Below are 21714 nucleotides of genomic sequence, written 5' to 3'. Positions count from 1 at the left end.
CGAGAGGCGTGCGGCCCACACCGCGGGCAGATGGCACGCAGGAAGCCCGGACTAATAAGATGGCATTGAAATCCCCCGCGTTTCGTAAAAAATTTCCGTTGCTGGTCACCGGCAGTCTGCTGGCCCTGCAACCCCTGGCCTCTTCATTCGTCGTCGCGGCGCAGCAGTATGACTGCTCCGTCTCCGCTTCGGGTGCCTGGGACTGTGCGCCCAAGACACCGGCCGCCGCGTTGCCGCCGCGTCCCGTGCATGACGGCAGTGCGGTTTCCGACAGCGGCGCGGCACCAGCCGACAGCAGCTCGGGCGAGGAAGCCGGCGAAAAGCCGATGCTCGTTACCGAAGCCAAGGGCCGCGGTCTGAAGTCGCGCAGTGCAGACTACAGCCACCTGGATTGGGTTCCACGCGAGAACCTCACCCCGGCGCAACTGGCTGAAACCGGTCCTTACTGCGCCGGTGCCTATATCGAGCCGACGCGTCCTGGCATGAATGACAAGACCGCCAAGAGCGATGCGCCCACGTTCCTCGGTGCCAAGGCTTCACGCTATCAGCAGGAAGAACAGGTGGCGACCCTGGCCGGTGACGTGGTCATGCGCCAGGGCAGCATGCAGGTCGAGGCCGACGAGGCCAGCCTGTACCAGGCCGAGAACCGTGGCGAGCTGAGCGGCAACGTACGGGTTCGCGACAACGGTGCGCTGATCGTCGGCGACCATGCCGATGTACAGCTGGACACCGGCGAAGCCAAGGTCGACAACGCCGAATACGTGATGCACAAATCGCGCATCCGCGGTAACGCGCTGTACGCCAAGCGCGCCGAGAACGCGATCATCCGCCTCAAGGACGGTACCTACACCACGTGCGAACCGGGCAGCAACGCCTGGACGCTCAAGGGCAACAACATCACCCTAAACCCGGCCACCGGCTTCGGCACCGCGACCAACGTGACGCTGCGGGTCAAGGACTTCCCGGTCCTGTACACGCCGTACATCTACTTCCCGATCGACGACCGTCGCCAGTCCGGCTTCCTGCCGCCGACCATCGGCAGCGGCAGCGACACCGGCTTCCTGCTGGTCACCCCGTACTACTTCAACCTGGCGCCGAACTATGACGCCACGTTGTACCCACGCTACATGAGCAAGCGCGGCCTGTTGATGGAAGGCGAGTTCCGCTACCTGACCAAGTCCAGCGAAGGTCAGTTCGGCGCGGCGTACCTCAACGACGAAGACAACGAGCGCAGCGGGCAGAGCGACTACGACAAGACCCGCTACATGTACAACTGGCAGCACAAGGGCGGCCTCGATTCGCGCGTGCTGACAGAAGTCGACTACACCAAGATCAGCGATCCGTACTATTTCCAGGATCTTGAAAGCGATCAGATTGGTATCGAGTCCAATGATTACGTCAATCAGCAAGGCGCAGTCAGCTATCGTGGCGACAGCTACACGGCGCGGGTGAATGCCCAGGCCTACCAGATGGCAACGATTTCGAAGATCACCCCTTACAACCGCTTGCCTCAGATCACCTTCATCGGTGAGCTGCCGCAACACCCGTATGGACTGGACCTCGCCTACAAGACAGAGCTGGTGCGGTTCGATCGTGATCTGCGGACCGGCGCCTACACCGACGAAGACGGTAACTCCGAGCCAAGGCTGGACTCCAACGTTCGCGGACTGGCACGGGCCAACGGTACTCGCCTGAATCTGGCACCGGTAATGAGCCTGCCGATGGAAGCCACCTACGGCTTCATCACGCCGTCGCTCAAATACCAATACACCCAATACGATCTGGATCTGGACGGCACTGGCAAATCCCAGATCGCCGCGCAATCCGCCGAGACAGATCGCCTGCGCGGCACGTACAGCGGCAGCCAGAGCCGCGGCGTCCCAATCGCCAGTATCGATAGCGGCCTGTATTTCGACCGTGATACCCAGTGGTTCGGCACCAACTATCGCCAAACCCTGGAACCGCGCCTGTTCTATCTCTACGTACCTGAGAAAGACCAGAGCGATATCCCTGTGTTCGACACTGGTGAGTACACCTTCAGCTACTCCTCGCTGTTCCGTGACAATCGTTTTTCGGGCTCCGACCGTGTCGGCGACGAGAACAAACTGTCGCTGGGCATAACCAGCCGCTGGATCCAAGAAAACGGTTTCGAACGCCAGCGCATCAGCGTCGGCCAGGCCTTTTACTTCAAGGATCGCGAAGTCCAGTTGCCGGGCATCGACTTCAAGACGCGCGAAGACGCCAAATCGGATGTCTCGCCTTACGCCCTGGAGTATGAGTTCCGTTGGAACCGCGATTGGCGCACCACGGCTACCTATAACTGGGACCCGGACACTCGCAGCCCTCGCTCGGGTAGCGCGATGTTCCACTACCAGCCTGAAGACAACCCGAACAAGGTCATCAACGCCGGTTATCGCTATCGCAACGACCAGGTCCGTTACGACCAGACTACGGGTCAATGGTCCGTGGGCGGTGGCGACTACGGTACGCCTGGCCAGCCTGGCTACGTGAAGGACTACTACAAGATCCAGCAGCACGACTTCTCGGTCATCTGGCCGATCGTGCCGCAGTGGAACGCCATCAGCCGCTGGCAGTATGACTACAACCGCAACCGTACCCTGGAAGCCTTCGGTGGTTTCGAATACGACAACTGCTGCTGGAAATTGCGCCTGATCAACCGTTACTGGGTCGACTACGAAGAGTTCAGTCAAGCCGCCCCGGAAAACGAAAAAGGCGACCACGGCGTCTTCCTCCAAATTGTTCTGAAGGGACTCGGCGGCCTCACCGGCGCCAAGGTAGAGAGCTTCCTCGACAAAGGCATCCAAGGTTATCGTGAACGTGAAGACCAAGCTTTCTGATTGTCTGCGCCCGCTGATGCTGGGCGCGCTGTTCCTGGGTACCGCGGCCAACGCCGCGGTACAGTCCATCGACAAGGTCGTGGCTATCGTCGACAACGACGTGGTCATGCAGAGCCAGCTGGACCAGCGCGTCCATGAAGTGCAGCAAACCATCGCCAAGCGCGGCGGCGGCCAGCCGCCACCAGGCGTACTGGACCAACAAGTGCTCGAGCGCCTGATCGTCGAAAACCTGCAACTGCAGATCGGCGAGCGTTCCGGCATCCGCATTACCGATGAAGAACTGAACCAGGCTGTCGGCACCATTGCCCAGCGCAATAACATGAGCATCGACCAGTTCCGCGCCGCCCTGGCTCGCGACGGCCTCTCCTACGAGGACGCCCGCGATCAGATCCGTCGCGAAATGGTCATCAGCCGTGTGCGCCAGCGCCGTGTCGCCGAACGCATCCAGGTGTCGGAACAGGAAGTGAAGAATTTCCTCGCCTCCGACCTGGGCAAGATGCAGCTTTCCGAAGAGCTGCACCTGGCGAACATCCTGATTCCTACCCCGGAAAGCGCCAACTCCGAAGCCATCCAGAGCGCTTATCGCCAGGCAATGGATGTCTACCAGCAGCTCAAGCAAGGCGCTGATTTCGGCCAGATGGCCATTGCCAAGTCGGGCAGCGACAACGCCCTGGAAGGCGGCGACATGGGCTGGCGCAAGCCCGCTCAACTGCCGCCTCCGTTCGACCGTGAACTCAGCGCCATGGCCGTGGGCGACATCACCCAGCCAGCACGCACCCCAGGCGGCTTCATTATCCTGAAAGTGCTGGAAAAGCGCGGTGGCGGAACCCAGGTCCGTGACGAAGTGCATGTTCGCCACATCCTGATCAAGCCAAGCGAGATTCGCAGCGAAGCCGAGACCAAGCGCCTGGCGGAAAAACTCTACGACCGCATCGAAGCGGGCGAGGACTTCGCCGAACTGGCGAAGAGTTTCTCCGAAGACCCGGGGTCGGCCCTCAACGGCGGCGATCTGAACTGGGTTGACCCGAATGCACTGGTTCCCGAGTTCCGCCAGGTCATGGCCGATACGCCGCAAGGCCAACTGTCCAAGCCGTTCAAGAGCCCGTATGGCTGGCACGTACTGGAAGTCCTTGGCCGTCGCGCCACCGACAGCACCACCCAGGCGCGTGAACAGCAGGCGATGACCGTATTGCGTAACCGCAAATACGACGAAGAGCTGCAAACCTGGCTGCGTCAGATTCGCGATGAAGCCTACGTTGAAATCAAACTTCCTGGTGCAGACCAGGCAGCGCAGTGAAACCCAAGCGTTTCGCGCTGACACCCGGCGAACCAGCCGGCATCGGTCCCGACCTGTGCCTGCTGCTCGCCTCGCACCCCCAGCCGCACCCCCTGATTGCCATCACCAGTCGCGACCTGCTCCTTGAGCGGGCCGCGCAACTGGGGGTGGTCGTCGACCTGTTGCCGGTGACGCCGCAGGCCTGGCCGGATGCTCCGGCGCCCGCCAACAGCCTGTATGTCTGGGATACGCCCTTGGGCGCCCCGGTCGTCACCGGGCAGTTGGACAAGGCCAACGCCGCGTTCGTCCTGCAAACCCTGACCCGCGCCGGCCAAGGCTGCCTGGACGGGGTGTTCGCTGGCATGATCACCGCACCGGTGCACAAGGGCGTGATCAACGAATCCGGGATTGCCTTTTCCGGACACACCGAATTCCTGGCGGACCTGACCCACACCGCGCAAGTGGTGATGATGCTCGCCACCCGCGGCCTGCGTGTGGCCCTGGTGACCACTCACCTGCCCTTGCGGGACATCGCCGACGCCATCACCCCGGAACGCCTGGAGCGGGTCACGCGCATCCTGCACGCCGACCTCCAGGAAAAATTCGGCATCGCCCGGCCACGTATCCTGGTCTGTGGGCTCAATCCCCATGCCGGCGAAGGCGGGCACCTGGGCCGTGAAGAAATCGACATCATCGAACCCACTTTGGAGCGCTTGCGCAGCGAGGGCATGGACCTGCGTGGCCCGCTGCCTGCCGACACTCTGTTTACCCCCAAATATCTGGAGCACTGCGATGCAGTGCTGGCGATGTACCACGACCAGGGCCTGCCCGTGCTGAAGTACAAAGGCTTCGGCGCGGCAGTCAACGTGACGTTGGGCCTGCCGATCATCCGTACCTCCGTGGACCATGGCACCGCCCTGGACCTGGCCGGCAGCGGCAAGATCGATACCGGCAGCCTGCAAGTCGCCCTGGAAACCGCCTACCAGATGGCCGAGACCCATTTATGACCGAGCAATACCAACACCGCGCGCGCAAGCGCTTCGGCCAGAACTTCCTGCATGACGCCGGCGTGATCGATCGCATCCTGCGCTCCATCCGGGCCAAGCCCGACGACCGCCTGCTGGAAATCGGGCCGGGCCAGGGCGCCCTGACCGAGGGCCTGCTCGACAGCGGCGCGCAACTGGACGTGGTGGAACTGGACAAGGACCTGGTCCCGATCCTCAACCAGCAGTTCGCCGGCAAGAGCAATTTCAACCTGCACCAGGGCGACGCACTGAAGTTCGACTTCAATAGCCTGAATGCCGCGCCGAACAGCCTGCGGGTGGTGGGAAACCTGCCGTACAACATCTCCACACCGCTGATCTTCCATCTGCTGAGCAACGCCAGCCTGATCCGCGACATGCACTTCATGCTGCAGAAAGAAGTGGTCGAGCGCCTCGCCGCCGGCCCTGGCGGTGGCGATTGGGGTCGCCTGTCGATCATGGTCCAGTACCATTGCCGGGTCGAACACCTGTTCAACGTCGGCCCGGGGGCATTCAACCCGCCGCCGAAAGTCGATTCGGCCATCGTCCGCCTGGTACCTCATGCCGTCCTGCCGCACCCGGCCAAGGATCATCGCCTGCTGGAGCGGGTGGTGCGCGAAGCGTTCAACCAACGCCGCAAAACCTTGCGCAACACCTTGAAACTGTTGCTCAGCAGCGCCGAAATCGAAGCCGCCGGCGTCGATGGCAGCCTACGCCCCGAGCAACTGGACCTGGCTGCCTTCGTACGCCTGGCCGACAAGCTCAGCGAACAGGTCGCCCCGCAAGCCGACGCCAGCTGAACGGGTGACAAGCGCTATCGGGCAGTACGCCAGTCTGGTCTACTACCCGATACTTGGCCTAGACTGATCTCCTGAGTCGCGCCCGCGTCCCGCTTCGTTTTTAAGGCCTTATTTGCATGTCTGATCCTCGTTACCAGGTCGACGTCAGCGTCACCACCCGTTTTCTGGCAGAACAGTCGCAACCCGAGCATGACCGCTTCGCCTTCGCCTACAGCATTACCGTGCGCAACAATGGCTCCTTGCCGGCCAGGCTGCTGTCGCGGCACTGGGTCATCACCGATGGCGACGGCCATGTCGAAGAAGTGCGTGGTGAAGGCGTTGTCGGCCAGCAGCCGTTGATCGACGCCGGTAAAAGCCACAGCTACAGCAGCGGGACCGTGATGACCACCAAGGTCGGCACCATGCAGGGCACCTACCAGATGCTGGCCGAGGACGGCACACGCTTCGACGCCGTCATCAAGCCCTTTCGCCTGGCCGTGCCCGGAGCGCTGCACTAATGGCCACGTATGCGGTCGGCGACCTGCAAGGCTGCCTCGATCCGCTCAAATGCCTATTGGAACGCGTCGCCTTCGACCCCCAGAAAGACACGCTGTGGCTGGTGGGCGACCTGGTCAACCGTGGCCCGCAATCCCTTGAGACGTTGCGTTTTCTCTACGGCATCCGCCAGTCGCTGGTGTGCGTGCTCGGCAACCACGACCTGCACCTGTTGGCCGCCTGGCAGAACATCGAGCGCCTGAAAAAGTCCGACACCTTGAGTGAAATCCTCGACGCCCCCGATTGCGTTGAACTGCTGGAGTGGCTGCGCCAGCAAAAGCTCATGCACTACGACGAGCCACGGAACCTGGCGCTGGTCCATGCCGGCATCCCGCCCCAGTGGTCCCTGCGCAAGGCACTCAAGTGCGCCGGCGAGGTGGAGCAGGCACTGCGAGACGACAATCTGTTCGCGCCCTACCTCGATGGCATGTACGGCAACGAGCCGGTCAAGTGGGACAACGACCTCACCGGCAGCGCCCGCCTTCGCGTCATCACCAACTATTTCACGCGCATGCGCTTCTGCACCCGCGACGGCAAGCTCGATCTCAAGGGCAAGGAAGGCATCGAGACCGCACCACCCGGCTACGCCCCCTGGTTCAAGCACAGCGAGCGCAAGACCCGTCACCTGAAAATCATTTTCGGACACTGGGCGGCACTGGGCGGTCAATGCGACGAACCCGGCGTCTTCGCCCTCGATACCGGCTGCGTGTGGGGCAGCGCCATGACGTTGATGAACGTCGACACGGGCGAGCAACTGCATTGCGATTGCGACGAACAGGGCCACGCCAGAATCCATCACCCGACCACTGCACCATTGCCGGCCGGCACCGCCGTTTGACCGGCGTTGCGCTCAAGCTACAGGAGTCCCTCATGACCGAATTCAAACGCATCCCCCCGGAACAGGCCCAGGCCCTGCGCGAGCAAGGCGCGGTCGTCGTCGACGTCCGCGACCCAGCCACGTTCGCGGCTCTGCACATCAGTGGCGCCAAGCACCTGGATAACCATTCCATCGCCGACTTCATCCGTGCCGCCGACCTCGATGCGCCGACCGTCGTGGTCTGCTATCACGGCAACTCCAGCCAGAGCGCAGCCGCCTATCTGATCAGCCAGGGCTTCACCGACGTCTACAGCCTGGACGGTGGTTTCGAGTTGTGGCGCACGACCTATCCTGCAGAAACAGCGCAAGGCACCGCCGAATAATTTTTTATGCCGGCCAAGCCCGCGTGAACCGTGGGCTTGAGCGATGGCAGACGAACGGTCAGCCACAACTAATTACGTATTCCACCTTTACCTCCGTGATTCCGAACTATCCTTAGCCTCAGGCCATCCAAAACAGGGGAGAGCCGGTACACCGGCGCGCGGGTCATCGGGAGTCAGCTTTCAGGAGCCTGCATTCTTGAAAGCATTCTGGGGGGTAAACGGCAACTGGGTTCCCAGCGGCTGTCCAGCATCGACTGATTGATCCGACACCGGCTCCACGTATCGAGCGAGGTGACGTCATGAGCATTTTTAGCCACTTCCAGCAACGTTTCGAGTCCACGCGGCAAGAGGAATACTCGCTGCAGGAATACCTCGAACTCTGCAAGCAGGACCGCAGTGCCTATGTGTCGGCTGCGGAGCGTCTGTTGCTGGCCATCGGAGAACCGGAACTGCTGGATACCTCGACCAACTCGAGGCTCTCGCGCATCTTCTCCAACAAGGTGATTCGCCGCTATCCGGCCTTTGCGGACTTCCACGGGATGGAAGAATGCATCGAACAGATCGTGTCCTATTTCCGCCATGCCGCCCAAGGCCTGGAAGAGAAGAAACAAATCCTTTATCTGCTCGGCCCCGTGGGTGGTGGTAAATCGTCCCTGGCCGAAAAACTCAAGCAACTGATTGAAAAAGTGCCCTTCTATGCCATCAAGGGCTCGCCGGTGTTCGAATCGCCCCTGGGGCTGTTCAATGCAACAGAGGACGGCGCGATCCTCGAGGAAGACTTCGGTATTCCACGCCGCTACCTCAACACCATCATGTCGCCATGGGCGACCAAGCGCCTGGCCGAGTTCGGCGGTGATATCAGCCAGTTCCGGGTGGTCAAGCTCTACCCCTCGATCCTCAACCAGATCGCGGTAGCCAAGACCGAGCCGGGGGACGAAAACAACCAGGACATCTCGGCCCTGGTGGGCAAGGTCGATATCCGCAAACTGGAAGAATTCCCACAGAACGACGCCGACGCCTACAGTTATTCGGGTGCGCTGTGCCGGGCCAACCAGGGCCTGATGGAATTCGTCGAGATGTTCAAGGCACCTATCAAGGTGCTGCACCCGCTGCTGACCGCCACCCAGGAAGGCAACTACAACAGCACCGAGGGCCTGGGGGCCATTCCGTTCACCGGCATCCTGCTGGCCCACTCCAACGAGTCGGAATGGCATACCTTCCGCAACAACAAGAACAATGAAGCCTTCATCGACCGGATCTATATCGTCAAGGTGCCGTACTGCCTGCGAGTGACCGACGAGGTGAAGATCTACGACAAGCTGCTGTTCAACAGCTCGCTGTCCAAGGCTCATTGCGCCCCCGACACCCTGAAGATGCTGGCCCAGTTCACGGTTCTGTCGCGTCTCAAGGAGCCGGAAAACTCCAACATCTATTCGAAGATGCGTGTGTACGACGGTGAAAACCTCAAGGACACCGATCCGAAGGCCAAGTCGATCCAGGAGTACCGCGACAACGCCGGCGTCGATGAAGGGATGAACGGGCTGTCCACACGCTTCGCGTTCAAGATCCTGTCCAAGGTCTTCAACTTCGACCCCCACGAAATTGCCGCCAACCCGGTTCACCTGCTGTATGTGCTGGAACAGCAGATCGAACAGGAACAGTTCCAGGCCGAAACCCGCGAGCGTTACCTGCGCTTCCTCAAGGAATACCTGGCCCCACGCTACATCGAGTTCATCGGCAAGGAAATCCAGACGGCGTACCTGGAGTCCTACAGCGAATACGGCCAGAACATCTTCGACCGCTACGTGCTGTACGCAGACTTCTGGATCCAGGACCAGGAATACCGCGACCCGGAAACCGGCGAAATACTCAATCGTGTGGCCCTCAACGAGGAACTGGAAAAAATCGAGAAACCGGCGGGCATCAGCAATCCGAAGGATTTCCGCAACGAAATCGTCAACTTCGTGCTCCGCGCCCGGGCCAACAACAACGGCAAGAACCCAACCTGGCTCAGCTATGAAAAGCTGCGGGTGGTCATCGAGAAGAAAATGTTCTCCAACACCGAAGACCTGCTGCCCGTCATCAGCTTCAACGCCAAGGCCAGCAAGGAGGACCAGCAAAAACACAACGATTTCGTCACACGCATGGTCGAACGTGGCTACACCGACAAACAGGTACGACTGCTTTCCGAGTGGTACCTGCGGGTCCGGAAATCGCAGTAAGCAGCGGCAAGCTTCTAGCTACAAACTGCAAGGGAGCGGCGTCGAGCCCAAGGCTCGACGCCACGCCCCTTACGGCTTGAGGCTTACGACTTGAAGCTCCCCTGGAGGGGCCTATGAGCTATGTGATCGACCGACGCCTTAATGGCAAGAACAAGAGCACGGTGAACCGCCAGCGGTTTCTGCGGCGTTACCGCGACCACATCAAGAAGGCCGTCGAAGAGGCGGTCAGCCGGCGCTCCATTACCGATATGGAACACGGCGAGCAGATCAGCATCCCCGGCCGCGACATCGACGAGCCGGTGCTTCACCATGGTCGCGGCGGCAAACAGACCGTCGTGCACCCTGGCAACAAGGAATTCACCAGTGGCGAGCACATCCCCCGGCCCCAGGGCGGCGGTGCCGGCAAGGGCCCTGGCAAGGCCGGCAATTCCGGCGAAGGCATGGATGAGTTTGTCTTCCAGATCACCCAGGAGGAATTCCTGGAGTTCATGTTCGAGGACCTGGAGCTGCCGAACCTGGTCAAGCGCAACCTGACCGGGACCGACACCTTCAAGACCGTGCGTGCTGGTATCAGCAATGAAGGCAACCCGTCACGCATCAACATCATCCGCACCCTTCGTTCGGCCCACGCCCGACGCATCGCGCTGTCGGGCAGCAGCCGGGCCAAACTGCGCGAAGCCAAGGAAGAACTGGCTCGCCTGAAACGCGAAGAACCCGACAATTTCGGCGACATTCAGGACCTTGAAGCGGAAATCGAGAAACTCAGCGCACGCATCCACCGCGTCCCGTTCCTCGATACGTTCGACCTCAAGTACAACCTGCTGGTGAAACAGCCCAACCCCAGCTCCAAGGCGGTGATGTTTTGCCTGATGGATGTTTCCGGCTCCATGACCCAGGCCACCAAGGACATCGCCAAGCGCTTCTTCATCCTGCTGTACCTGTTCCTGAAACGGAATTACGACAAGATCGATGTGGTGTTCATCCGCCACCACACCAGCGCTCGGGAAGTGGACGAAGAAGAGTTTTTCTACTCCAGGGAAACCGGCGGCACCATTGTCTCCAGCGCCCTGAAGCTGATGCAGGAAATCATGGCCGAACGCTACCCGGCCAACGAATGGAACATCTATGCGGCCCAGGCGTCGGACGGTGACAACTGGAACGACGATTCACCGATCTGCCGTGACATCCTGATCAACCAGATCATGCCGTTCGTCCAGTACTACACCTATGTGGAAATTACTCCACGGGAACACCAGGCCTTGTGGTACGAATACGAACGGATTGCCGAAGCATTTTCCGACACATTTGCCCAACAGCAACTGGTCTCGGCCGGGGATATCTACCCGGTCTTCCGTGAACTCTTCCAGCGCAGGTTAGTGACATGACCGCCAAAAAAGAGCAGAAACGCCAGCCCATTTCCACCGGCTCCGAATGGACGTTCGAGCTGATCAAGGCCTACGACCGCGAAATCAGCCGTATCGCGGACCGTTATGCCCTCGACACCTACCCGAACCAGATCGAGGTGATCACCGCCGAGCAAATGATGGACGCCTACGCGTCGGTCGGCATGCCGCTGGGCTATCATCACTGGTCCTACGGCAAGCACTTCCTCAGCACAGAGAAATCCTACAGCCGCGGCCAGATGGGGCTGGCCTATGAGATCGTGATCAATTCCGACCCCTGCATCGCCTACCTGATGGAAGAGAACACCATCTGCATGCAGGCACTGGTGGTGGCGCATGCCTGCTACGGGCACAACAGCTTCTTCAAGGGCAACTACCTGTTCCGCACCTGGACCGATGCCAGTTCGATCATCGATTACCTGGTGTTCGCCAAGCAGTACATCATGCAATGCGAGGAGCGCCACGGTATCGACGCGGTGGAGGACCTGCTGGACTCCTGCCACGCCCTGATGAACTACGGCGTGGACCGCTACAAACGACCGTATCCGATTTCCGCCGAAGAAGAACGCCGGCGCCAGAAGGACCGAGAAGAACACCTGCAAAAACAGATCAACGATCTATGGCGCACCATTCCCAAGGGTGCGGACAAGTACAACGAAAAAGACAACGCCCGCTTCCCTGCCGAGCCCCAGGAGAACATTCTCTATTTCATTGAAAAACATGCGCCGCTGCTGGAACCGTGGCAGCGGGAAATCGTGCGCATCGTGCGCAAGATCGCCCAGTATTTCTATCCACAGCGCCAAACCCAGGTAATGAACGAAGGCTGGGCCACGTTCTGGCACTACACGCTGATGAACGACCTGTACGACGAAGGCCTGGTCACCGACGGCTTCATGATGGAGTTCCTGACGTCACACACCAGCGTGGTGTTCCAACCTGGCTTCGACAGCCCGTACTACAGCGGCATCAATCCTTACGCACTGGGTTTCGCCATGTACCGCGACATTCGACGCATGTGCGAAAACCCTACCGAGGAAGATCGTCGCTGGTTCCCGGAAATCGCCGGTTCGGACTGGTTGTCCGCCATTAAATTCGCCATGAGCAGCTTCAAGGACGAAAGCTTTATCCTGCAGTACCTTTCGCCCAAGGTGATCCGCGACCTGAAACTGTTCAGCATCCTGGATGACGACCAGAAAGATGACCTGGTGGTACCCGCCATTCACGATGAGAGCGGCTATCGCATCATCCGCGAAACCCTGGCGGCGCAGTACAACCTGGGTAATCGCGAGCCCAACGTGCAGATCTACAGCATCGACCGCCGCGGAGACCGCTCGCTGACCCTGCGGCACCAGGCCCACAACCGCAAACCACTGGGTGACTCCACCGATGAAGTGCTCAAGCACCTGCATCGCCTCTGGGGCTTCGACATCCACCTGGAAACCCTGCAAGGCGACCAAGTGATGAAAACCCATCATGTACCGCCCAGGGGCGAACAAGCCGAAGGCGATTATGGCCGCCTGGACCTGGCCGTCATTCATCTTTGATCCCGTTTTCGCCTCCGGACGTCCGACGCAAAGGTTATCCTGTCGGACCAACGGAGGTTTTTTATGCAGATCTATAAAGTTGGCGGCGCCGTACGCGATCGCCTGCTGGGCATTCCCATCACCGACGTCGATCGGGTCGTCGTGGGAGCCACCGCCGAGGAAATGCTCGCCAAGGGTTTTCGCCCCGTGGGGGCCGACTTTCCGGTATTCCTCGACCCGAAGACCGGCGAGGAATACGCCCTCGCCCGCACCGAGCGCAAGAGCGGTCGGGGCTATGGCGGCTTCGTGTTCCATGCCAGCCCTGAAGTCACTCTGGAAGAAGACCTGGTCCGCCGGGACTTGACCATAAACGCCATGGCTGAAGATGACCATGGCAACTTGACCGATCCGTACCACGGCCAACGCGATCTGGAAGCCCGGGTGCTGCGTCACGTTTCCCCCGCTTTCGCCGAAGATCCGCTCCGAGTCCTGCGGGTTGCCCGCTTTGCCGCGCGTTATGCGCCGCTGGGTTTCAAGGTGGCGAGCGAAACCCTTGAGCTGATGCGCCAGCTCAGCGAGTCCGGCGAACTGGAGGCGTTGACGGCCGAGCGCAGCTGGAAAGAAATTTCCCGCGCCCTCATGGAAAAGCAACCACAGGTATTTATCCAGGTCTTGCGCGACTGCACGGCCCTCAAGGTCTTGATGCCCGAAGTCGACGCGCTGTTCGGCGTGCCACAACCTGAAGCCCATCACCCGGAAATCGATACCGGCGTCCATACCCTGAGCGTGTTGGAACAGGCGGCACTGCATCAACAGCCGTTGACGGTCCGCTGGGCCTGCCTGCTCCATGACCTGGGTAAAGGCCTGACGCCCCAGCACGAATGGCCGCGACACATCGCCCATGAGCACACGGGCTTGAAGCTGATCAAAGTCGTAAACGAGCGCTTCAAGGCGCCGCGCGACTGTCAGGAACTGGCGTTATTGGTGGGCCAGTACCATACCCATGGTCATCGCGCGCTTGAACTGAAGGCATCTACCCTGCTTGAACTGCTACAAAGTTTTGATGTGTACCGTCGGCCCCAGCGCTTCGAGGAATTCATTGCGGCCTGCGAGATGGACGCGCGCGGGCGCAAGGGGCTTGAGCAGCGAAGTTATCCACAGGCTGATTATCTGCGGGGCGCTGCGGCAGCGGCCCGCGCAGTGGCGGTGCAGCCCTTGCTGGAGAAAGGCTTCAAGGGGCCGGAGCTGGGTGAGGCGATCAAGCGTGAGCGGCTCAAGGCGTTAAAAAGCTACAAAGAAGCGGCGAGCTGACGGGAGGTCGTGTCAGTTTGTATTTTGGCTGGATGTTCCGCCGTCATCGCGAGCAAGCTCGCTCCCACAGTGACTCTCAGTGGACACATGTCTTGTGTTCGACTGAAATCCTCTGTGGGAGCGAGCTTGCTCGCGATGGCGGCAGGCGCCTCACAGCAGGCTGGACGGCGTAAGCTGCTGGCCGCGCCACTCGAAAGCCACCGGCGCCAGCACCTGGTCGATCTGCGACTCTTCCCACAACGTGGCGAAGCTTTTGCCCACTCCTGGGTGAACCCGATCCGGCGCGATCAACGACAAAGGCCACAGGACGAAGGCGTTCTTGAGGATTTCCGTACGTGGCAGGATCAGCCCGTCGAAGTTGCCGACCTGTTCGCCATACAACAACACGTCGATATCCAGTGGCAGCCCCTTGCGGTCCGGCGCATAGCGACCGTTGTCCGCCTCGATGAACTTGAGGCGACGATCCAACTCCATCAGCGGCAGGTCCGTGAAGGCCGAGACGACAAAATTGAAGAACGGCCCGCTCTTGATCCCCACCGGCTGGCTCTCGAACACGGCCGAACAGCGCATGTCCACGAGAAAACCGGCCAAGGCCTCAAGACCGGCGCGCAAATGGGTTTCGCGCTCGATATTGCTGCCGAGCCCGAGAAAAACCTGAGTCAGCGACATCCGCGCTCGATCTCCACGCCAACGCCGCTGGCCGCCGGTACGGCGCCAGGCTTGGTCACCTTCAGACGCATCCAGGTGATCTTGAACTCGTCCATCAGCTCCTGGGCCAGTCGTTCGGCGAAGGTCTCGACCAACTGGAACTGCGCTTGTTCGGCAAACGCCTGGATGCGCGACGAGACGCTGGCATAGTCGAGTGCCAGGGTCAGGTCGTCGCCCGCGGCGGCCGGGCGGTTGTCCCAGGCGAAGCTCAGGTCAAGCCGCAAGCACTGTCGGATACCTCGCTCCCAGTCGTAGGCACCGATTACCGTGTCGACTTCCAGGCCCTCGATAAACACTCTGTCCAAGCACTCTTCTCCGCAGCACGACAAGGGCGCGATGCCCCGTTAGAATCAGGGCGTCCTCGCCCGGAATAGTTAGCATGTTTTGGTTACTGGCGATTCTCGCCTACCTGCTCGGCTCGCTGTCCTTCGCCATTTTGCTCAGCCGCCTGACCGGTCGCCCGGATCCGCGAATGAGTGGCTCAGGCAATGCCGGCGCCACCAACATGCTGCGCCTGGCCGGACGCAAACTCGCCATCCTGACCCTGCTGGGCGACCTCTGCAAAGGCCTTGTCCCGGTATTGATCGCCAGCCTTGCAGGGCTCTCGTTGCAGCAACAGGCCTGGATCGGCGTCTGCGCCGTCATCGGCCACTTGTTCCCGCTGTACTTCCGTTTCCGTGGCGGCAAGGGTGTCGCCACCGCCGCCGGCATGCTGCTGGGCCTGTACCCGCCCGCCGCCTTGCTGGCTGTCTGTGCCTGGCTGCTGACGTTCTACCTGACCCGCACCAGCTCCCTGGCCGCGCTGATCGCCACGCCGTTGACCCTGCCATTGCTGGCCTGGCAGGAACCGGCGGCCTTGCTGCCAATGACCGTGCTGGTTGCACTGATCGTCTGGCGCCACCGAGGCAATCTACGCGACCTGTTCGCCGGGCGCGAACGGCATTTTTAAATACCGTTTCACAGAGGTGCCAACTGCTCCATGGGCCAGCGCGCCTGCACACTGATTGCCAGGCTTTCCTGCTGACCGGCCTGCAAACGCTGGCAGCCGGCAAAAGCAATCATTGCGCCGTTATCTGTGCAGAACTCCGGCCGGGCGTAGTAAACGTCGCCCTTCATGTCTCCGAGCATTTTCTCCAGCGATGTGCGCAAGGCCTTGTTCGCACTCACGCCCCCGGCGATCACCAGGCGCTTGAGGCCGGCCTGTTTCAGGGCACGCTTGCACTTGATGGTCAAAGTCTCCACCACGGCCTGCTGGAACGCCAGCGAGATGTCGCAACGGGCTTGCTCACTGTCGTCCCCGGCGCTGACACACTGCTGCCAGGTGTTCAGGGCGAAAGTCTTCAGCCCACTGAAACTGAAATCCAGGCCGGGGCGGTCGCACATCGGCCGCGGGAACAAGAAGCGCCCATCGACCCCTTGGTTTGCAAGCCGGGAAATTTCCGGCCCACCGGGATAATTGAGCCCCATCATTTTTGCAGTCTTGTCGAATGCTTCGCCGGCGGCATCGTCGAGGGTTTCGCCGAGCAGCTCGTATTGGCCGATGCCATCGACCCGGATGAGCTGTGTATGGCCACCCGATACCAACAAAGCGACGAACGGGAATTGTGGCGGTTGCGCCTCCAGCATCGGCGCCAGCAAGTGGCCCTCCATGTGATGCACGCCCAGGGCTGGAATATCCCAGGCAAAGGCCAGCGCCTGGGCACAGGAAGCGCCCACCAGCAACGCGCCCACCAGGCCCGGGCCGGCAGTGTAGGCGATGCCGTCGATCTCGGTCGGCATGCAGCCGGCTTCGGCCAGGACCTGGCGGATCAAGGGCAGCATGCGCTTGACGTGATCGCGGGAGGCAAGTTCGGGCACTACCCCGCCGTAGGCGCGGTGCAGGTCGATCTGGCTGAACAGCGCATCGGCCAGCAGGCCGCGCTCACTGTCGTAAAGTGCGACACCGGTTTCATCGCAGGAGGTTTCTAATCCCAGTACTAGCATGGGTTTGCGCCTTGTAGAGGCTGAATTCGAAGGCGCGCATAATAGTCGCCGCGTTGTGCCCCGACCAGCGGTTTTCGATCAGAGGCTTTGCATTCCGAGCGTTGAGGGGTTAACATCCGCAACCCTTAAAAACCGACGTCTTCAAGTGCTCTTTTGCCGCGAGGATGTTGACCCCGGTAATGAATGAAGGTAGCTCTGGATGCCAGCCGTCAAAGTAAAAGAGAACGAACCCTTCGACGTAGCTCTGCGTCGTTTCAAGCGCTCCTGCGAAAAAGCCGGTGTTCTGGCTGAAGTTCGTAGCCGCGAATTCTACGAGAAGCCGACTTCTGAGCGTAAGCGCAAGGCAGCAGCCGCTGTTAAGCGTCACGCCAAGAAAGTTCAGCGCGAACAGCGCCGCGCCGTACGCCTGTACTAATACACAGACGTCCGTAGCAAGCTTCTGCCAAGCCCGGCCTTCAAGCCGGGCTTATGGCATTTGCGGAATAACGCTTGATGCTTCACCGTCAAAGCCGCAGACGCGACCAAGACAACCGTTTCACCGCGTCAGACCTGGCTCTTTTGCCAGCGGTGCACGTCTTTCCTGACGAGCCTTCCAAGGCTACCGACGAGCACACCCTGATTCCTCTAACGACGATCAGCCCAAGGCACCTGCCTGCGTGCCCGCTTCATGAGCTATCCGAGGCCTGACCGGCCGTTACCGGACTCAGCGCAACACATTCAAACAGTCGAATACTGATAGTTATTAACGTCAGTGGATTATCGGCAGATACACTTCCCGACAGCGATGATGCAGACGACCCGGTCGAGCCACCGATTCAGCGTGCCTCAAACCCAGACCCGGTTACGCCTGCCGATTTCGGGTCCATATTTCGCGCAGTGATGATGAGAACGCCATGGCCGGGCTGATTCCCCAGAGCTTTATTGACGACCTCCTGAACCGCACCGACATCGTCGACGTGGTCAGCTCTCGCCTGCAAATGAAGAAAGCAGGCAAGAACTACACGGCCTGCTGCCCGTTTCACAAAGAGAAAACGCCCTCTTTCAGCGTCAGCCCCGACAAGCAGTTCTACTATTGCTTCGGTTGCGGCGCGGGCGGCAATGCCCTCGGCTTCATCATGGACCACGACAACCTGGACTTCCCCCAGGCCGTCGAAGAACTGGCCAAAGCCGCCGGCATGGAAATTCCCCGCGAGGAAAGCGGTCGACCGCACAAGCCGCGCCAACCGACCGACTCACCGCTCTACCCACTACTGACGGCGGCGGCCGATTTCTATCGCCAGGCCCTCAAGAGCCACCCGGCGCGCAAGGCCGCGGTGGATTACCTCAAGGGCCGCGGCCTGACTGGCGAAATCGCCCGGGATTTCGGCCTCGGCTTCGCCCCGCCCGGCTGGGACAACCTGTACAAGCATCTAAGCAGCGACACGCTGCAGCAGCGCGCCATGATCGACGCAGGCCTGCTGATCGAAAACGCCGAAACCGGCAAGCGCTACGACCGCTTCCGCGACAGGGTCATGTTTCCGATCCGCGACACGCGCGGGCGGATCATCGCCTTTGGCGGCCGAGTGCTGGGCGATGACAAGCCGAAGTACCTGAACTCCCCGGAAACCCCAGTGTTCCATAAGGGCCAGGAACTCTACGGCCTGTACGAAGCGCGCAAGAACAACCGCAACCTCGACGAAATCATCGTCGTCGAGGGCTACATGGACGTGATAGCCCTGGCCCAGCAAGGCCTGCGCAATGCCGTCGCGACCCTGGGCACGGCCACCAGCGAAGAGCATATGAAGCGCCTGTTTCGCGTCGTGCCCAACGTGCTGTTCTGCTTCGACGGCGACCAGGCCGGTCGCAACGCTGCCTGGCGCGCACTGGAGGCCACCTTGCCGTGCCTGCAGGACGGCCGGCGGGCACGCTTCCTGTTCCTGCCCGAGGGCGAGGACCCGGACACCCTGGTGCGTTCCGAAGGCACCGACGCGTTCCGTGCGCGGATCAACCAGCACGCACAACCGTTGGCCGACTATTTTTTCCAGCAGTTGACCGAAGAAGCCGATCCACGCTCCCTCGAAGGCAAGGCCCACATGGCCACCCTCGCGGCGCCGCTGATCGACAAGGTGCCCGGTGCCAATCTGCGCACGCTCATGCGCCAGCGCCTGACCGAGATCACCGGCCTCAACAGCGAAGCGGTCAATCAACTGGTGCACAGCGCCCCCCAGGAGGCGCCGCCGGCGTATGACCCGGGCATCGATTACGACGCGATGCCGGATTTCGCCGACTATCATCAACCCCAGCAGGATTACGCCCTCCAGCAGGAATGGACGCCGAAAAAACCCGGCAGCGGCGGCAAGAAATGGGACAAGAAACCCTGGGACAAGAACGGCAAGCGCGGCGATCGCGACCAGCCACGTGCCCCGCGCGTGCCGGCCGCCGTCGAACCCCCAACACTGGCCGCTTTGCGCACCTTGCTGCATCACCCGCAACTGGCGGAAAAAGTAGAGGACGCAGGGCACTTCGCCGCCGAGGACCACAGCAATACGCAATTGCTGGTCGCTCTCCTTGAAGCCGTGCAGAAGAACCCCAAGCTAAACTCTTTCCAGTTGATCGCACGGTGGCACGGTACCGAGCAGGGACGCCTCTTGAAGGCCTTGGCCGAGAAGGAATGGCTGATTGATGGAGACAACCTTGAACAACAGTTTTTCGACACCATTACTAGCTTGTCCGCCCGCCAACGCGAGCGAAACCTGGAACAACTTCTGCGAAAAGCTCGCCAGAGCGAGTTGACCAGCGAAGAGAAAAACCAATTGCGCGACTTACTCAGCCGCAATGTTTGCGCATCAAACCCGACCTCAACTGGCGCGTGAGGTCACAGCTCAGGTATAATCCTCGGCTTGTTTTTTGCCCGCCAAGACCTTCAGTGGATAGGGTGTTATGTCCGGAAAAGCGCAACAGCAGTCTCGTATCAAAGAGTTGATCCTATTGGGTCGTGAGCAGGGCTACCTGACTTACGCGGAGGTCAACGACCACCTGCCGGAGGATATTTCAGATCCGGAACAGGTGGAAGACATCATCCGCATGATCAACGACATGGGGATCAACGTATTCGAGGTTGCTCCAGATAAGGATGCCCTTATGCTGGCCGACGCCGATACCGACGAGGCGGCCGCTGAAGAAGCGGCCGCAGCGTTGGCAGCGGTCGAGACCGACATTGGTCGCACCACGGACCCCGTGCGCATGTACATGCGTGAAATGGGTACGGTAGAGCTCCTCACACGTGAAGGCGAAATCGAAATCGCCAAGCGTATTGAAGAAGGCATCCGTGAAGTGATGGGCGCAATTGCGCACTTCCCTGGCACGGTTGACCATATTCTCTCCGAGTACACCCGCGTCACCACCGAAGGTGGCCGCCTGTCCGACGTCCTGAGCGGCTATATCGACCCGGATGACGGCATTGCGCCGCCTGCCGCCGAAGTGCCGCCGCCGATCGATGCGAAAGCCGTCAAGGCCGACGACGACACCGATGACGACGACGCCGAAGCGAGCGACGACGAGGAAGAAGCCGAAAGCGGTCCGGATCCGGTCATCGCCGCACAGCGTTTCGGCGCTGTCGCCGACCAGATGGAAATCACCCGCAAGGCGCTGAAGAAGCACGGCCGCAACAACAAGCAGGCGATTGCCGAGTTGTTGGCGCTGGCCGAGTTGTTCATGCCGATCAAACTGGTGCCGAAGCAATTCGAAGGCCTGGTTGAGCGTGTTCGCAGTGCCCTGGATCGCTTGCGTCAGCAAGAGCGCGCAATCATGCAGCTTTGCGTGCGTGATGCCCGCATGCCACGTGCTGATTTCCTGCGCCAGTTCCCGGGCAACGAAGTCGACGAAAGCTGGACCGATGCACTGGCCAAGGGCAAGAGCAAATACGCCGAAGCCATTGCCCGCCTGCAGCCGGACATCATTCGTTGCCAGCAGAAGCTCAGTGCGCTGGAGGCCGAGACCGGCCTGAGCATCGCCGAGATCAAGGACATCAACCGTCGCATGTCGATCGGCGAGGCCAAGGCCCGTCGCGCGAAGAAAGAGATGGTCGAAGCGAACTTGCGTCTGGTGATCTCCATCGCCAAGAAGTACACCAACCGCGGCCTGCAATTCCTCGACCTGATCCAGGAAGGCAACATCGGCCTGATGAAGGCGGTGGACAAGTTCGAATACCGTCGCGGCTACAAGTTCTCGACTTATGCCACCTGGTGGATCCGTCAGGCGATCACTCGCTCGATCGCCGACCAGGCCCGCACCATCCGTATCCCGGTGCACATGATCGAGACGATCAACAAGCTCAACCGCATTTCCCGGCAGATGCTGCAGGAAATGGGTCGCGAACCGACGCCGGAAGAGCTGGGCGAACGCATGGAAATGCCTGAGGACAAGATCCGCAAGGTATTGAAGATCGCCAAAGAGCCGATCTCCATGGAAACCCCGATCGGCGATGACGAAGACTCCCATCTGGGGGACTTCATCGAAGACTCCACCATGCAGTCTCCGATCGATGTCGCCACTGTCGAGAGTCTCAAGGAAGCGACTCGCGAAGTACTCTCCGGCCTCACTGCCCGTGAAGCCAAGGTACTGCGCATGCGCTTCGGCATCGACATGAATACCGACCACACCCTTGAGGAAGTCGGTAAGCAGTTCGATGTAACCCGCGAGCGGATTCGTCAGATCGAAGCCAAGGCGTTGCGCAAACTGCGCCACCCGACGCGAAGCGAGCATCTGCGCTCCTTCCTCGACGAGTGACCTTCAAAACCCCCGGCCCTGCCGGGGGTTTTGTTATGCGCAGATAAAATCCCCTTCGTTACGCTCCTCCCCCCCTGTTGCCCGTCTACACTCGAAACATCCTCCCC

The 21714-nt window shown here is 60.6% G+C and carries 18 protein-coding genes; 15 read left to right on the top strand and 3 right to left on the bottom strand.

Translation table 11 applies throughout. From position 1 onward, the window contains the following. The first annotated feature begins 59 nt into the window (after positions 1-59). From AO356_RS14370 to AO356_RS14320, 11 genes are all read left to right on the top strand, one after another. Positions 60-2858: an LPS-assembly protein LptD gene (locus AO356_RS14370; RefSeq protein ID WP_060740360.1), complete on the top strand. Its 2799-nt coding sequence runs from the start codon at positions 60-62 to the stop codon at positions 2856-2858. Continuing rightward, positions 2839-4155, top strand: coding sequence for a peptidylprolyl isomerase SurA (gene surA / locus AO356_RS14365; RefSeq protein WP_013694355.1), 1317 nt, complete (start codon positions 2839-2841; stop codon positions 4153-4155). Before AO356_RS14370 ends, surA begins: the two co-directional genes overlap by 20 nt. Continuing rightward, positions 4152-5141 (top strand): 4-hydroxythreonine-4-phosphate dehydrogenase PdxA, encoded by a 990-nt coding sequence (gene pdxA, locus AO356_RS14360; RefSeq protein ID WP_060740359.1) that lies wholly within the window; start codon positions 4152-4154, stop codon positions 5139-5141. The genes surA and pdxA overlap by 4 nt, the downstream gene beginning before the upstream one ends. Beyond that, the gene (gene rsmA / locus AO356_RS14355) at positions 5138-5956 is read left to right on the top strand and encodes a 16S rRNA (adenine(1518)-N(6)/adenine(1519)-N(6))-dimethyltransferase RsmA (RefSeq protein WP_060740358.1); all 819 of its coding nucleotides are present in this window, start codon (positions 5138-5140) and stop codon (positions 5954-5956) included. Before pdxA ends, rsmA begins: the two co-directional genes overlap by 4 nt. 116 nt (positions 5957-6072) lie before the next feature. Beyond that, on the top strand, positions 6073-6453 hold the full coding sequence (gene apaG / locus AO356_RS14350; protein WP_053125932.1) for a Co2+/Mg2+ efflux protein ApaG: 381 nt from the start codon (positions 6073-6075) through the stop codon (positions 6451-6453). Next, positions 6453-7328 (top strand): symmetrical bis(5'-nucleosyl)-tetraphosphatase, encoded by an 876-nt coding sequence (locus AO356_RS14345; protein ID WP_060740357.1) that lies wholly within the window; start codon positions 6453-6455, stop codon positions 7326-7328. The genes apaG and AO356_RS14345 overlap by 1 nt, the downstream gene beginning before the upstream one ends. A gap of 32 nt (positions 7329-7360) precedes the next feature. Next, positions 7361-7690, top strand: a complete 330-nt coding sequence (gene glpE / locus AO356_RS14340; protein WP_060740356.1) for a thiosulfate sulfurtransferase GlpE — start codon at positions 7361-7363, stop codon at positions 7688-7690. Positions 7691-7989: 299 nt separating this feature from the next. Continuing rightward, the gene (locus AO356_RS14335) at positions 7990-9912 is read left to right on the top strand and encodes a PrkA family serine protein kinase (protein WP_053125937.1); all 1923 of its coding nucleotides are present in this window, start codon (positions 7990-7992) and stop codon (positions 9910-9912) included. Positions 9913-10025: 113 nt separating this feature from the next. Further along, on the top strand, positions 10026-11297 hold the full coding sequence (locus tag AO356_RS14330) for a YeaH/YhbH family protein (RefSeq protein WP_014340517.1): 1272 nt from the start codon (positions 10026-10028) through the stop codon (positions 11295-11297). Further along, entirely contained in the window at positions 11294-12859 is a 1566-nt protein-coding gene (locus tag AO356_RS14325) for a SpoVR family protein (RefSeq protein ID WP_060740355.1), read from the top strand. The genes AO356_RS14330 and AO356_RS14325 overlap by 4 nt, the downstream gene beginning before the upstream one ends. Positions 12860-12922: 63 nt before the next feature. After that, positions 12923-14149: a multifunctional CCA addition/repair protein gene (locus tag AO356_RS14320; RefSeq protein ID WP_060740354.1), complete on the top strand. Its 1227-nt coding sequence runs from the start codon at positions 12923-12925 to the stop codon at positions 14147-14149. A gap of 150 nt (positions 14150-14299) precedes the next feature. Here AO356_RS14320 and folK read toward each other — a convergent pair whose 3' ends face one another. Beyond that, a complete protein-coding gene (gene folK, locus AO356_RS14315) occupies positions 14300-14818 on the bottom strand; it encodes a 2-amino-4-hydroxy-6-hydroxymethyldihydropteridine diphosphokinase (protein ID WP_060740353.1) in 519 nt (172 codons plus the stop codon). Beyond that, on the bottom strand, positions 14809-15162 hold the full coding sequence (folB, locus tag AO356_RS14310; RefSeq protein ID WP_060740352.1) for a dihydroneopterin aldolase: 354 nt from the start codon (positions 15160-15162) through the stop codon (positions 14809-14811). The genes folK and folB overlap by 10 nt, the downstream gene beginning before the upstream one ends. 74 nt (positions 15163-15236) lie before the next feature. Here folB and plsY point away from each other — a divergent pair, with 74 nt between their 5' ends. Then, positions 15237-15806, top strand: coding sequence for a glycerol-3-phosphate 1-O-acyltransferase PlsY (plsY, locus tag AO356_RS14305; protein WP_060740351.1), 570 nt, complete (start codon positions 15237-15239; stop codon positions 15804-15806). A gap of 8 nt (positions 15807-15814) precedes the next feature. Here plsY and tsaD read toward each other — a convergent pair whose 3' ends face one another. After that, positions 15815-16840 carry a tRNA (adenosine(37)-N6)-threonylcarbamoyltransferase complex transferase subunit TsaD gene (tsaD, locus tag AO356_RS14300; protein ID WP_060740350.1) on the bottom strand — a complete coding sequence of 342 codons (1026 nt, stop codon included), beginning with the start codon at positions 16838-16840 and terminating at the stop codon, positions 15815-15817. Between the two features lie 199 nt (positions 16841-17039). Between tsaD and rpsU the strand changes: the two genes are divergently transcribed. The 3 genes from rpsU (at position 17040) to rpoD (ending at position 21607) form a co-directional block, all read left to right on the top strand. Continuing rightward, entirely contained in the window at positions 17040-17255 is a 216-nt protein-coding gene (gene rpsU / locus AO356_RS14295; RefSeq protein WP_002551877.1) for a 30S ribosomal protein S21, read from the top strand. Between the two features lie 478 nt (positions 17256-17733). Then, on the top strand, positions 17734-19692 hold the full coding sequence (dnaG, locus tag AO356_RS14290) for a DNA primase (protein WP_060740349.1): 1959 nt from the start codon (positions 17734-17736) through the stop codon (positions 19690-19692). A gap of 67 nt (positions 19693-19759) precedes the next feature. Next, positions 19760-21607, top strand: a complete 1848-nt coding sequence (gene rpoD / locus AO356_RS14285; RefSeq protein WP_060740348.1) for an RNA polymerase sigma factor RpoD — start codon at positions 19760-19762, stop codon at positions 21605-21607. Positions 21608-21714: the final 107 nt, after the last annotated feature.

It is taken from the genome of Pseudomonas fluorescens, assembly GCF_001307275.1.
GTDB classification, from domain to species: domain Bacteria; phylum Pseudomonadota; class Gammaproteobacteria; order Pseudomonadales; family Pseudomonadaceae; genus Aquipseudomonas; species Aquipseudomonas fluorescens_AA.
This window is presented reverse-complemented; position numbering and strand designations above follow the sequence as displayed.